This window comes from Enterobacter sp. SECR19-1250, assembly GCF_013391025.1.
Taxonomy (GTDB): Bacteria; Pseudomonadota; Gammaproteobacteria; order Enterobacterales; family Enterobacteriaceae; genus Enterobacter; species Enterobacter cloacae.
Window position 1 is genome coordinate 1 of the sequence record NZ_JACASJ010000042.1, and the last position, 12,450, is coordinate 12,450.

The window sequence follows — 12,450 nt, forward strand, 5'->3', positions numbered from 1 at the left end:
TGCGCTTCACCTGGTAACGTTCGCCCGCATCGATGGAGTCGTATTTGCCCCACGGCCGGTACACTTCGCGGTGAATATGGTGCTCGTGGCGACCGTCGGCTTTGATCTTCTCTACCACCTTTTTAACGTCCTGCACGGCGTTACGGTCGGCAATCAGCACGGCGTCTTTGGTCTGGACGACCACCAGATCCTTCACCCCCACCGTGGTCACAAGGCCGGATTCGGCGTAGACGTAGCTGTTCTCGGTTTTGTGGCTAATCACATCACCGTGATGGACGTTACCCTCCGGGGTATGGGCGCTGATCTCCCACAGGGATGACCAGGAGCCAACATCGCTCCAGCCTGCATCCATCGGCACCACGACGGCATCCGCCGTGCGCTCCATCACCGCATAGTCAATGGATTCTTCCGGGCAGGCGAGGAACGCGGCTTCGTCGACGCGAATAAAGTCGAGATCCGGATCCACCACGTTCATGGCTTTCTCGCAGGCGCTCAGGATATCCGGACGATACTTTTGCAGTTCTTCCAGATAGCGACCGGCGCGGAACAGGAACATGCCGCTGTTCCAGTAGTATTCACCGCTGGCAACGTAGGCCTGCGCGGTTTCCAGATTCGGTTTCTCAACGAACTGCGCCACGTCAAACGCCACGCTGTCGCCTTCGCCCGGCGTCACGCTGCCGCGGCGGATATAGCCATAGCCGGTTTCTGGCAGATCCGGCACGATGCCGAAGGTCACCAGCTTGCCGCTTTCTGCGTAAGCAATGGCCGCCCGCACTGCGTCGCGGAACGCCTCTTCTTGCTGAATAACGTGGTCCGCCGCCAGGACCAGCATCAGCGGATCGCAATCCGGGCTGCTGCGTTTTGCCGCCAGCGCCGCCAGGGCAATGGCTGGGGCGGTATTTCGTCCGGCAGGCTCCAGAATGATGTTTTCTGTGAGTTTGTTCAGCTGGCGCAGCTGCTCGGCAACAATAAAGCGGTGCTGTTCGTTACAAATCACCACCGGGCTTTCACACTCCACACCCTGCAGACGGTTAACCGTCGTTTGCAGCATGGTGAGATCCCCTTTCAGGCAGAGGAACTGTTTTGGATAGAGCACGCGGGACAGCGGCCACAACCGGCTACCAGAGCCACCTGCCATCACAACCGGATACAACGTGGTTTGACTCATGATTTATCCCCGTATATCTGCAATAAATTGGCTCAGCACGTTCTCTTTCTCGAGCGTGCGTTCGGCATATTCACGTGCCACCGTGTTCACTTTTGGCATGGCGAGTGCCTGTTCAATTCCGGTCACCAGCGCCGGAACCGATTCCGGCTCCACGCAAACGGCGATCCCCGGGTAGCTGTCACACAGCTGGCCTAATTCGGTTTCGGCTTCTGCCGTGATCACGGCGTTCCCGCCCACGGCCAGAATGTTGGTCAGCTTGGACGGCAGCACCGCATCCGCCGCGCCGCGCTTTTGCACCACCAGATGGCAGTCCCCCATCTTCAGCAGCGCAGGCAGCGCCTCGTAAGACTGAAGCGGGAAGAATTTCACGTTAGTCAGGCCGCGTTCACTGGCCATCTTCTCCAGACGCGCTTTTCCGCCGCCCTGACCGACAATCACAAACATCCACGGATGTTCGCTAAGCTGTTGAGCCGCCTCGATAACGTTCTCCAGCCCCTGCTTTTCGCCGATATTGCCTGAATAAAGAATGATTTTTTGGTCATCAGGCAAACCGAGCTCTGCGCGAAGCGCCTGCGCGTCGTGTTCTGTTACGTCACGGAAACGGGCCACTTCGGACCAGTTCGGGAAAAAGATCACCTTTTCCGGCGCGACGCCCTTCTCCTGCGCTTTGTTCATCATCGAGCGCGAGATGGTGGAGACATAATCCACGTTATGCAGACCGCTGCGCTCAAAAGCGCTGGCGAGTTTCGCCACTTTGCCGCCCTTGCCTTTACCTGCCATCCCCAGGCCCAGCATGGCGTCGACTTCATAATCCTGAATGTGCAGCAACGTGCGCGCACCGGAGAGCTTGCCCAGCAGCCGCATGCCCGGCGTGCAGAACAGCGTCGGTACCACGCCGATGATGCGATCCGGCTTCCAGCGACGCTGCGCCATCAGCGGGAAGAAACTGCTCAGGGCAAAGCTGCCCAGATGAATTAAACGTTTCAGCGTCGAGGGCTGCTTCGGCACGTACAGCGGGCAACGCCAGACGGTCGCAGCGCCCTCTTCGCGGCGATAGCGCCAGCTGGAGTAGCGCTCGCCCACTTTCCATTCCGGGTAGTACGGCGGCGCGGTAATGACCCGCACGTCATGTCCCTGGCTCGCCATCCACTCGACCATCTCGCCGGTGTATTTCCCGATACCGGTCAATTCCGGCGAGTAGTTGATTCCATATACGAGGATCTTCATAGTCCCGGCACCTCAGACTGACGATCGGCCAGGAAATAGGCACGGCTGTTGTCATGCACATTGTCGCTGGCCAGCAGCGCCTCTGGCGTCTGCCAGCGGTAGTCGTCGTGCTGAGAATCAGGCAGACGCAGGTCTGCCTCACTCACCTTCACGCGGAACCCCAGCACAATGTAGTGCGTGGTGAAGCCGGTACCTGAAAAGTTATCGTCATAGAAGTGCTGCCAGACCCCGTAAAACTGGCCTGCTGCCATCGGCAGTTGCAGGCCCAGTTCCGCCAGAGTGAGACGCTCAAACGCGTTGGCCAGCGTCTCATCCTTCTGCACGCGCCCGCCGGGCACGAACCAGAAGCCCTGAGCAGGACGATTGGTTCGTTTCCCCAGCAAGAACTCGCCGCGTTCGTTCTCCACGATCAAATCAATTGAGATGAGCGGAGTGGAGCGCACTACCGTGGCAAAATCTTCCTGACTTAAAAACATTGTTACCCCCGGAAGCGGTGCTGGTTTTCCAGGAACCACTGGTAGGTACTTGCCAGCCCTTGTTCCAGCGACACCTCGTGATACCAGCCCAGCTGATGCAGACGGGTGACGTCCAGCAGTTTGCGCGGCGTGCCGTCCGGTTTGGTGGCGTCAAACACCACGCGGCCCTTATAGCCCACCACCTGAGCGATGGTCTGCGCCAGCTCGCGAATGGTGCAATCCACGCCAGTGCCAACGTTGATGTGCGACAGCATCGGCTCGGTGTTCTCCTGCCACACCTCGCGATCCAGCTCCATCACGTGAATGCTGGCCGCGGCCATGTCATCCACGTGCAGGAATTCGCGCATCGGCGTGCCGCTGCCCCACACCACCACATCCGGTGCGTTCTCGGCGGTCGCCTCGTGGAAACGACGCAGCAGCGCCGGGATCACGTGCGAGTTGCTCGGGTGGAAGTTGTCGTGCGGCCCGTACAGGTTGGTCGGCATTACCGAGCGATAGTCACGGTTGTACTGACGGTTGTAGGACTCGCACAGCTTGATCCCGGCAATTTTGGCAATGGCGTACGGCTCGTTGGTTGCTTCCAGCGTCCCCTGCAGCAGTTCGCTCTCGGCGATCGGCTGTTTCGCCATTTTCGGGTAGATACAGGATGAGCCGAGGAACAACAGCTTGTTCACGTTGTGCAGATGCGCCGCGTGAATGATGTTGCTCTCAATCATCATGTTCTCGTAGATGAAATCTGCCGGGTAAGTGTTGTTAGCGACAATGCCGCCCACTTTTGCCGCCGCCAGATACACCTGATCGATACGTTCATTGGCAAAGAAGTCCTGTACCGCACGGCTATCGAGCAGATTCAGCTCGTCACGAGTACGGACAACCACTTCCACGTCACCGCGCTGCTCCAGCTGTCGAACAATCGCGGAACCCACCATTCCGCGATGACCGGCGACAAAAATACGTTGTTTTGTCATTCTCAGGACTCCAGCGCGATGGCAACCTCGTAGCCATGAGACTTGAGCAGGGAGTGTTTTTTCGCTGCTTCAAGATCTTTGGCTACCATCTCAGAGACCATCTCCTGCAGAGTGGTTTCTGGTTTCCAGCCCAGTTTCTCGTGCGCTTTGGTTGGGTCGCCCAGCAGGGTTTCCACTTCCGCAGGACGGAAGTAACGCGGGTCAACCTGCACAATCACATCACCCGGTTTCACACCCGGTGCGTCATGGCCGGTCACAGAGACAACGATACCCTTCTCTTCCACGCCGGTGCCTTCGAAGCGCAGTTTGATACCCAGCTGTGCGGCAGCCATTTCCACGAACTGACGGACGGAGTACTGCACACCGGTCGCAATCACGAAGTCTTCTGGCTGCTCCTGCTGCAGCATCATCCACTGCATCTTCACGTAGTCTTTGGCATGGCCCCAGTCACGCAGGGAGTCCATGTTGCCGAGGTGCAGGCAGGATTCCAGACCCTGAGCGATGTTGGCGATAGCGCGGGTAATTTTACGGGTCACGAAGGTTTCGCCACGACGTGGGGATTCGTGGTTAAACAGAATGCCGTTACAGGCGTACATGCCGTAAGATTCACGGTAGTTTACGGTGATCCAGTAGGCATACAGTTTGGCTACCGCGTAAGGAGAACGTGGGTAGAACGGGGTGGTCTCTTTCTGCGGGATTTCCTGCACCAGACCGTACAGTTCAGAGGTGGATGCCTGGTAGAAACGGGTTTTCTTCTCAAGGCCGAGGAAACGAATCGCTTCCAGCAGACGCAGCGTACCCATGGCGTCAACGTCAGCGGTGTATTCCGGGGATTCGAAAGAAACCGCTACGTGGCTCATCGCGCCCAGGTTGTAAACTTCATCCGGCTGTACTTCCTGCAGGATGCGGGTCAGGTTGGAGGTATCGGTCAGGTCGCCGTAGTGCAGATGGAATTTCGGGTTCGCCGCATGCGGATCCTGGTAAATATGATCCACACGTTCCGTGTTGAAAGAAGAAGCACGACGCTTAATACCGTGAACTTCATAACCTTTTTCCAGCAGTAACTCTGCCAGGTAAGAACCATCCTGCCCGGTAACGCCGGTGATGAGAGCGACTTTAGACATGTTTATATTCCTCTACTTATGAATTTAATCAGTTTCAACGCGTTCGCGTATCACCACTGCGGGGTTGCCACGGCAAATTTTATTTGCCGGTAGCGATTTAAAAACGCTGCTGCGGGCACCGACTACCGTGCCATCGCCAACAGAAACACCAGGTGCAACAAATACATCTGTTGCCAGCCAGCATTTTTCGCCAATCACAATTGGCGAAGCGGTAATATCAAAATGCTGACTCATAAAATCGTGGCTGCCGGTACACAAATAACACTTCTGTGACACCACCGCGTTTGCACCAATCGTGATATCGCCAAGGGTATATAACACGGCGTCATCCCCTACCCAGGCGTAATCGCCAAGCGTTAATTTCCAGGGGTAAGTAATTTTTACCGATGGACGAATGACTACGTTTTTTCCGATTTTTGCGCCAAACAGACGCAATAAAAAGGCACGCCAGCGATACAGTATTTGCGGTGACCAGGCAAATAAGGTGGCCTGAACGGCCCACCATAACTGCACTTTAATTCCGTTCCCGCCCCGAAAACCTTTCGGCACGGTGAACCCGTTAAGATCCTGCATTACACTTCCTTATATTCAGGCTTTGTTATATAAGGTTTTCGTTTTACCCGTGGTGCGCAGGCGGAATAAATAAGACAATTCCGCCCAGAATGCGGGCACGCGTAATATCTTACGCTGTACGTTTTTTGCATCCTGGCACAATTCCAGATTATTCGAGGTGGATACACCGCCCATTGAAAATTCAGACACCAGCCCTTTAATTCGACGGAACGGGTAGCCTGATTTATACAGACTGGCGGCCAGGGCATAATCTGATGACACTTTATACTGCAGATCGTAAGGCTGTTTTTTCAGACCTTTTACCGGGAAGAAAATGGCCTGATGGCTTGCCGGTAAACTGTGATAGATATACCAGCCGGGTTTCGCGCTGCGGCAAATTTTATGCCCGTCACCAAAATCGAGCAGCGCATCGCCAATATACATCGCGTCGTCTTTCTGGCGCGCCAGCTGACGGGCAAATTGCGCCACATCGTCATGGAACACATCGCCCGAGTTAAGGAAGATGGCATAACGGCCTTGCGCCATGTTAATGCCTTTGTTCATCGCATCGTAGATGCCTTTATCTTTCTCGCTAACGAAGCGTAAGTTGAACTCACCGTTGAGTTTTTCCAGAAACTCCGCCGTGCCATCGTTCGAGCCGCCATCGACCACGATCCACTCAAAGCTGAGACTCGGATCGCGCGCCAGGTTGCGCAGCGAGCGCCAGGTTTTTACCACCCCTTCGTAATTACGAAAGGCAACAGTAATGACGCTTAGAAACATAAATCACCTCATTTCGTCATGCCCGTCATACTTCGAGTTGCCTGCGCGTTGGCTTCCTCGCTCACCCCAGTCACGTACTTTTGTACGCTCCTGGGGATTCGCTGCGTCGCCGCCTTCATGCAACTCGAATTATTTAGGGCTTACGTTCGTAATATTAAGCGCTTTGCGCAGAATAAACGGACAGACAATCAAGAAAGCATATTCCGGGCTAAATATTGACCCCGTAAAAAACAGCGACACTGGCGTAAACAGATAAAGCTGCACGCGAAAGTTCTGGTTATCCCCAAACGCGTTAATCATCATTTTGAAAACTTTAAACAGATACCAGAGCGTCAACAGTACGGCGAACCACGAAAAATAAATAATTAACAGATACAGGCCATTGTCTATGGTTTTACCGACATCCGCACCGTTAAAGATTCCGAATGATGCAACATATTCGTAAAGTGAGCCGAATCTTACTACACCGTCGATATGGGTTAAGGAATAACCCACCATCACCAGCGGCCCGATAATGCGATAATAGGACGATGAACCTTCCGTTCCCAAATCGCCCAGACGCTCTGAGATATACGGGAATGCAAATATCACGCCTACTAAAAATACCGTCAGGGAGATGATCGCCAGCGGCAGTTTTTTCTTAATCGCATCTTTGTTCAGGTACTGGAATGCCCACTCCAGGAGGTAAAACAGGATAAATGTCATGACCCCTGAGAACGAACCAGACAGAACGATTCCTGCAAGAATCATAGCATCGGTCTTAGGGGTTTTGATACCAAACTGTTTGATGCTGAGCCAAATTGAGATTAACGCCAGAGCGAAAAACGCCGGTTCAAAATAGAGGGCTGTCGTACGCTTACCGCCAAACTTAATGAAGTTCAGTACATAGCTGTTACTGTAAATGAGATATTTCGAAATCATCTCCATCAGGCTGCTACCACCGGTGAGAATAATTTGTGCCATTTCCAGTGCAGCAAGCATAACAATTAACGCAACGGCAATATAAAAGAGCCTGAGGATTTTCCGATAATTGTGCGGAGAAATAGTTTTAAAACGAATACTCCAGACCATGCCAATAATAATGACAATATAAACAAACAGCATGGTAGAGGTGACGTACTTGCTGGGATCCAGCGACTGGCCAAAGATGTAGTTAAACAGCGTCAGGCCAAAGCCCATCCCTAAGGCAATCATCAACTTCTTGAGGTTGATTTTATCGACGTACAACAGAAGCAGAGCGGGCAAGAAGGTCACAATGGTTATCGGGAAGCTTTCGCCAAGCTGGGCAATTTTGACATTGACCAGCAGATAGATCAGCGGCAGCAGCAGATAACTACAGACTCTGATAGAACGAGACATATTCCTCCAGCATCTGTTGTCCACTGTAGGCCTTGCGGCTGCGGTTGCGGAACGATTCCAGGTCAGTGCCAAAAACGGCCTGCGCAATCTGCGGCTTCGGCAGTTGCACCAGCGGCAGCACCTCCTGTTCCGCGAACGTTTTCCCGCCCGATTTTTCCAGCACTTCACGCGCCGCGTCGCTGTGGGTGGCGATCACCGGCACGCCAATCGAGAGCGCTTCGCAGAGGATCAGCGGGTAGTTATCGACGCGCGAGCTGAACACCAGCGCATCCATCCCGTTGAGGGCGCTCATCAGCTTGCGCTTATCCGTTTCAAACCCGTGATTCACCACATTAGCGCCGTCGAACGGCGAGAATTTGCCGAAGGTATGAAGTTCGATTTTGTCACCCAGCGCCATCATGTCGCGCACCAGCTGCTGGTTGGTTTTGCCGTCGTAACGCAGGTCATGCGCGACGATTGCGATTTTCGGTTTGCCTGCGGTTTCCGCAACCGGGGTCAACTCGGCCAGAATCGCTTCCGTCGCCACGTCGATCCCGTTGTTGATGATCTGACACCGCCCTGCCCCATACAGACTGTTGAAGGCATCGGCCACATGCTGGCTTGGGGAGATAAACGTGCAGCCGAGCGACAGCATGTCGCGGAACAGCTGACGTTTTCCGTCCACCAGCTGGTGAGCGCGATCCACTTTCACCGGCGGGTAATTGGTTAATGTCGGGCACTTCTGGCAGGCGTTTTTCCAGCCTTCACAGCCGTCGGTGAACGCACAGCGTCCGGTCACGCTCCAGTGGTCGTGCAGCGTCCAGATGAAGCGGGTATCCGGCTTGTGAGCCTGTACCTTCTGGCAAAACGTCACCACCTCTTGCAGGTTCAGCCAGTAGCTGTGCAGCACGTGAAAATGGAGCACAACCGGGCCGGAAGTGCGCGTGACCGTACGATAGAGGTTGTTCAGGTTGCCAAACAGATCGCGGTTAAACAGACGAAACAGCGCAATGTTGGCGACAGACGTCAGACGTGGCGTCTGCTTGTGCACCTGAGGATAGCTATCGTGGCTGACGCTTTTCTTACCGCCTTTGCCATAGCCGTAGATAAAACGAGACTGAAGCCCTTTTTGCAGCGCACGCTGGTGCAGATCCAGCGCCACGCCAGCCGCCCCGCCCTCGGCGAGACGGACGTTAAATTGCAGAATGTTCATTTGATCACCTTCACGCGGGCTTTTTCGCCCACTACCAGCGCGTTATCCGGAATGCTGTCCAGCACCACGCTGCCTGCACCAATCGTGACGTTGTTACCAATGGTAATGTCGCCAATGATCACCACGTTCGCCCCCAGCTCGACGTTGTTGCCGATGACCGGGCAGGCCAGGCTCTCCGGCCCCCGGTTGCCGATGGTGACCGCATGACGAATAGTGAAATCATCTCCGGCGACCACGAACTTATTGATAACCACCGCATAGCCGTGGTGAATGGTAAAGCGGCGGCCGATGGTGGCCGCAGCCTGAATTTCATAGCCAAAAATGCATTCGGTGATAATCCGGTACAGCACCAGAACCGGTGCCGCCCAGAGGTTGTTCAGAACATTTTTCTTACGCCACACCGAGCAGAAATGCGCGATGCGGTACGCCAGAACCATGCAGCACGGGCGCAGGCTCCAGCTGTTAGCGCGGCAATCTTCCAGAAACATTATTTCCCCCGCAGTCCATCAGCCAGTCGCTTGCCGTTGCGCACAGAAAACAGCGTCAGCAAGGTACGCCAGGTCATCCGCTTATTGCGGATCTGATAGAGGGTAAAGAGCTGGTACTTCCGGCTGGCACGGTCAAACTTATCCTTGTGCTTGCGGTAGAAATGGAAGTAACCCGAGAATTTTTTTGGTGAGGAGGTGATTTGCATCTCCCCGTGGTTGATGTGCAGGATCTGCGTGGCCTCTTCCACCTTCCACGGCTCGCCATACTCCACCACCATTCGCAGGAAGATGTCGTAATCCTGCGCGGCCTTCAGTTCGATATCGAACAGGCACTCTTTAAAGCGCCACGCCCAGGTGAACACCTGATTGCCGATGATGTTGCGCTTGTAGAAGAGGCGGCGAGAGTATGGTGATTTCGGGTACAGCGGCAGGCTGGCAGGCTGCGAGTAAACCTCGCCATGACAGACATAGTCGTTGGCATACAGGAAAGCGTGCGTGACCAGTTGTTCCTTGTGCGACAGGAAAATGGACAGCCGGTTTGGTGTCCACTCGTCATCGTCGTCGATGCCGGTCAGATACTGCCCTTTGGCCTGCATAATTGCCTGATTACGCACCGCACACGCCCCGGAGTTGATCGCGTTATGGGTATAGCTGACACGCGGGTCATTGAGGTCAGTGACAAACTTTTGCAGCTGCTCATACGAAGAGGAACAGTCATCAACAATGATCAGCTCCCAGTTATCGTAATCCTGGCGCAGCACCGATTTGATTGCACGGATCGCCAGCTGCTGACGATTCCATGTCGGCATATAAATAGAAACTAAAGGGCGTTGTGTGGTCATAGTCTTCCCCTGATCCCTCACCCCGCCTCTCTCCCAAAGGGAGAGGGAGAATAGCTGCACCGGGCAGTTCCCTCTCCCCTCGGGAGAGGGTTAGGGTGAGGGGGATTGTTATTTGCTGTCAGACTTATATTCGTACTCGTAATACCCGTAATCCTGGTACCCGGTCGCACGGCGGAAGATGGAGTTCAGGATCACCCCTTTCACCTCAATGCCATTCTGCTCGAAGCGGCTCAGGCTGGTTTCCACTTCCTTCAGGGTGTTCACCGCATAGCGCGCCACCATCAGCGTGGTTCCCGCCAGGCGACCGACCACGGCCGCATCGGTCACGGCCAGAATTGGTGGTGTATCGATCAGCACCAGGTCATAGTTTTTGCTCGCCCACTCCACCAGCTCGGCAAAGCGGTCGCTCATCAACAGTTCGGATGGGTTTGGCGGCACCTGACCACGTGGGATGAGGTCAAATTTCGGGATGCTGGTCGGTTTTGCGCTCTGGCTAATCTCACCCTTGCCAAGCAGGATTTCCGACAGACCGTTGACGTTATTGGTCCCCAGCAGCTCGTGGGTATAGCCCTTACGCATATCGCAGTCGATCAGCAATACCCGTTTATTGGTCTGGCTGACCACCGCCGCCAGGTTGGCACAGACAAAGGTCTTACCTATCGACGGGCTGACACCGGTTAACATCAGTACGTTGTTTTTGGCCTGCATCATGGCGAAGTGGAGACTGGTACGCAGGCTGCGCACCGCTTCAATTGCCAGGTCCGTCGGGTTACCCACTGCCAGCAGCTGGCTCTGTTTGTAACGCTTGACGCCTTTGACGCTTTTGACCCGGTCATGCGATTTCTGCCATTCGGAGAGCGGGATACTGGCGTAAACGTTGATACCGTTCTCTTCCAGCACCTGCGGGCTTTCGATACCGCGGTTGAACAGCGAGCGCAGCAGCACACCAACAATGGAGAGCATCAGGCCGAGGATAATGCTGCCGAGGATAATCAGCGCTTTCTTCGGCTTCAGTACGCCAGGCTGGGTAATGGCCGGGTCAACAATACGCACGTCGCCGACGGTACTGGCTTCGGTAATCTTCAGCTCCTGCTGTTTGTTCAGCAGCTGCATATAGACCTGCTGGCCGGATTCCACGTCGCGGGTCAGACGCACAATTTCCTGCTGCGTTTTTGGCATCGCGGTGACGCGGTCATTAAGCTTCGCTTTCTCCTCTTCGAGGGTGCGACGTTTTTCCAGCAGCGTGCGATAGGCCGGGTGACGTTTGGTGTAGAGCTTAGAAATTTCCGCCTCTTTGAAGGTCAACTCGTTGAGCTGCGCATCAATGTTGACCATCGAATCGAGCACCGATTTCGCTTCCAGCGGCAGATCGACGGAGTCTTTATCCTGACGAAACGCGTTCAGTTTGTTCTCTGCATCATCCAGACGTGCGCGTACTTCCGGGAGCTGTCTGGCGAGGAAGGCCAGGCTTTTCGCCGCTTCAGCCGACTTGCGTTCGACGTTCTGCTCAAGGTAGTTGCGGGTAATGCTGTTGAGAATTTCGCGGATTTGATCTTTATCTTCACCGGTAAAGGTCATGCTCAGGACACCCGTGTCCTTGCCATTTTCGGTGACCGTCAGGTTGTTTTGCAGATTGTTGATCATCCCCAGGGTGGAGAATTTGGTGACGGTAAACTCGCTGCCTTCCTGCGCCTGAATAGCGCTCACCTTCATGCTGACGCCATCTTTTGTCAGCATCTGCCCCACTTCACCGCGCGCGCTGAAGCCCGCGTCGCTGGTCAGCTGATACTGCTTCGGCCCTAGTACGGTCAGGGTAAAGGTTTGATCCGCGCTCCCTTTCGGCAGCACAAAGTCGGTAACTTTTACCGTGTCGTTGCTGTGCCCGGTCAGGCGATCCCAGCCGGCACCAAATATCGGGAAGGTATTTTTGGTGACGGAGATATCAAGCCCCAGATCGTGAACCGTTTTACCCAGCACCAGACGCGACTGGATCAGCTGAATTTCGGCCTCGGAGGCAGGCGGTTTGTTCGCCAGGGCAGAGCCAATATCCTGCACCAGCGAGTTGCCGGTGTTCTGCTCAATCTGCACCAGCGCATCGGCGCTGTAGATGGGTGTCGCAAACAGCGTATAGACGATCGCCGCGGCGGCAAACACGGCGGTGATCCCAAGTACCCACCACTTCGCCTCTATGACGGTGCCGACCAGGCGACCAATATCGATTTCATCACTGCCCGAAATCGGGGCGGCAGAAGGTTTTGTTTTTTCTGTCAT

The 12,450-nt window shown here is 54.8% G+C and carries 12 protein-coding genes; all 12 read right to left on the minus strand.

The genetic code is table 11. The annotated features are described in order from the left end of the window. Positions 1-1,168 (minus strand): mannose-1-phosphate guanyltransferase (cpsB, locus tag HX884_RS12655; RefSeq protein ID WP_178328269.1); only part of this gene is annotated, 1,168 nt, incomplete at its 3' end. Between the two features lie 3 nt (positions 1,169-1,171). After that, a complete protein-coding gene (gene wcaI / locus HX884_RS12660; protein WP_013097872.1) occupies positions 1,172-2,395 on the minus strand; it encodes a colanic acid biosynthesis fucosyltransferase WcaI in 1,224 nt (407 codons plus the stop codon). After that, complete coding sequence (locus HX884_RS12665) at positions 2,392-2,871, minus strand: GDP-mannose mannosyl hydrolase (RefSeq protein ID WP_023622393.1); 480 nt, start codon at positions 2,869-2,871, stop codon at positions 2,392-2,394. The genes wcaI and HX884_RS12665 overlap by 4 nt, the downstream gene beginning before the upstream one ends. Positions 2,872-2,873: 2 nt before the next feature. Then, positions 2,874-3,839 carry a GDP-L-fucose synthase gene (locus HX884_RS12670; RefSeq protein WP_013097874.1) on the minus strand — a complete coding sequence of 322 codons (966 nt, stop codon included), beginning with the start codon at positions 3,837-3,839 and terminating at the stop codon, positions 2,874-2,876. Between the two features lie 2 nt (positions 3,840-3,841). Next, the gene (gmd, locus tag HX884_RS12675) at positions 3,842-4,963 is read right to left on the minus strand and encodes a GDP-mannose 4,6-dehydratase (protein WP_003863514.1); all 1,122 of its coding nucleotides are present in this window, start codon (positions 4,961-4,963) and stop codon (positions 3,842-3,844) included. Positions 4,964-4,987: 24 nt separating this feature from the next. Then, positions 4,988-5,536: a colanic acid biosynthesis acetyltransferase WcaF gene (gene wcaF / locus HX884_RS12680; protein WP_013097875.1), complete on the minus strand. Its 549-nt coding sequence runs from the start codon at positions 5,534-5,536 to the stop codon at positions 4,988-4,990. Positions 5,537-5,551: 15 nt separating this feature from the next. Next, positions 5,552-6,298 carry a colanic acid biosynthesis glycosyltransferase WcaE gene (wcaE, locus tag HX884_RS12685; protein WP_013097876.1) on the minus strand — a complete coding sequence of 249 codons (747 nt, stop codon included), beginning with the start codon at positions 6,296-6,298 and terminating at the stop codon, positions 5,552-5,554. 129 nt (positions 6,299-6,427) lie between these two features. Beyond that, positions 6,428-7,657 (minus strand): colanic acid polymerase WcaD, encoded by a 1,230-nt coding sequence (wcaD, locus tag HX884_RS12690; RefSeq protein ID WP_057072527.1) that lies wholly within the window; start codon positions 7,655-7,657, stop codon positions 6,428-6,430. Continuing rightward, entirely contained in the window at positions 7,632-8,849 is a 1,218-nt protein-coding gene (wcaC, locus tag HX884_RS12695) for a colanic acid biosynthesis glycosyltransferase WcaC (RefSeq protein ID WP_029881805.1), read from the minus strand. The genes wcaD and wcaC overlap by 26 nt, the downstream gene beginning before the upstream one ends. Continuing rightward, a complete protein-coding gene (gene wcaB / locus HX884_RS12700) occupies positions 8,846-9,337 on the minus strand; it encodes a colanic acid biosynthesis acetyltransferase WcaB (RefSeq protein ID WP_013097879.1) in 492 nt (163 codons plus the stop codon). The genes wcaC and wcaB overlap by 4 nt, the downstream gene beginning before the upstream one ends. After that, a complete protein-coding gene (gene wcaA, locus HX884_RS12705) occupies positions 9,337-10,179 on the minus strand; it encodes a colanic acid biosynthesis glycosyltransferase WcaA (protein WP_139936630.1) in 843 nt (280 codons plus the stop codon). Before wcaA ends, wcaB begins: the two co-directional genes overlap by 1 nt. A 108-nt stretch (positions 10,180-10,287) precedes the next feature. Beyond that, positions 10,288-12,450: a tyrosine-protein kinase Wzc gene (wzc, locus tag HX884_RS12710; RefSeq protein WP_013097881.1), complete on the minus strand. Its 2,163-nt coding sequence runs from the start codon at positions 12,448-12,450 to the stop codon at positions 10,288-10,290.

Bases quoted from the DNA above. Each gene is read 5' to 3' on its own strand.
- wcaF (WP_013097875.1), bottom strand. From the start codon at position 5,536: ATGCAGGATCTTAACGGGTTCACCGTGCCGAAAGGTTTTCGGGGCGGG.
- HX884_RS12670 (WP_013097874.1), bottom strand. From the start codon at position 3,839: ATGACAAAACAACGTATTTTTGTCGCCGGTCATCGCGGAATGGTGGGT.
- HX884_RS12665 (WP_023622393.1), bottom strand. From the start codon at position 2,871: ATGTTTTTAAGTCAGGAAGATTTTGCCACGGTAGTGCGCTCCACTCCG.
- wcaA (WP_139936630.1), bottom strand. From the start codon at position 10,179: ATGACCACACAACGCCCTTTAGTTTCTATTTATATGCCGACATGGAAT.
- wcaC (WP_029881805.1), bottom strand. From the start codon at position 8,849: ATGAACATTCTGCAATTTAACGTCCGTCTCGCCGAGGGCGGGGCGGCT.
- wcaB (WP_013097879.1), bottom strand. From the start codon at position 9,337: ATGTTTCTGGAAGATTGCCGCGCTAACAGCTGGAGCCTGCGCCCGTGC.
- wzc (WP_013097881.1), bottom strand. From the start codon at position 12,450: ATGACAGAAAAAACAAAACCTTCTGCCGCCCCGATTTCGGGCAGTGAT.
- wcaE (WP_013097876.1), bottom strand. From the start codon at position 6,298: ATGTTTCTAAGCGTCATTACTGTTGCCTTTCGTAATTACGAAGGGGTG.
- wcaI (WP_013097872.1), bottom strand. From the start codon at position 2,395: ATGAAGATCCTCGTATATGGAATCAACTACTCGCCGGAATTGACCGGT.
- gmd (WP_003863514.1), bottom strand. From the start codon at position 4,963: ATGTCTAAAGTCGCTCTCATCACCGGCGTTACCGGGCAGGATGGTTCT.
- wcaD (WP_057072527.1), bottom strand. From the start codon at position 7,657: ATGTCTCGTTCTATCAGAGTCTGTAGTTATCTGCTGCTGCCGCTGATC.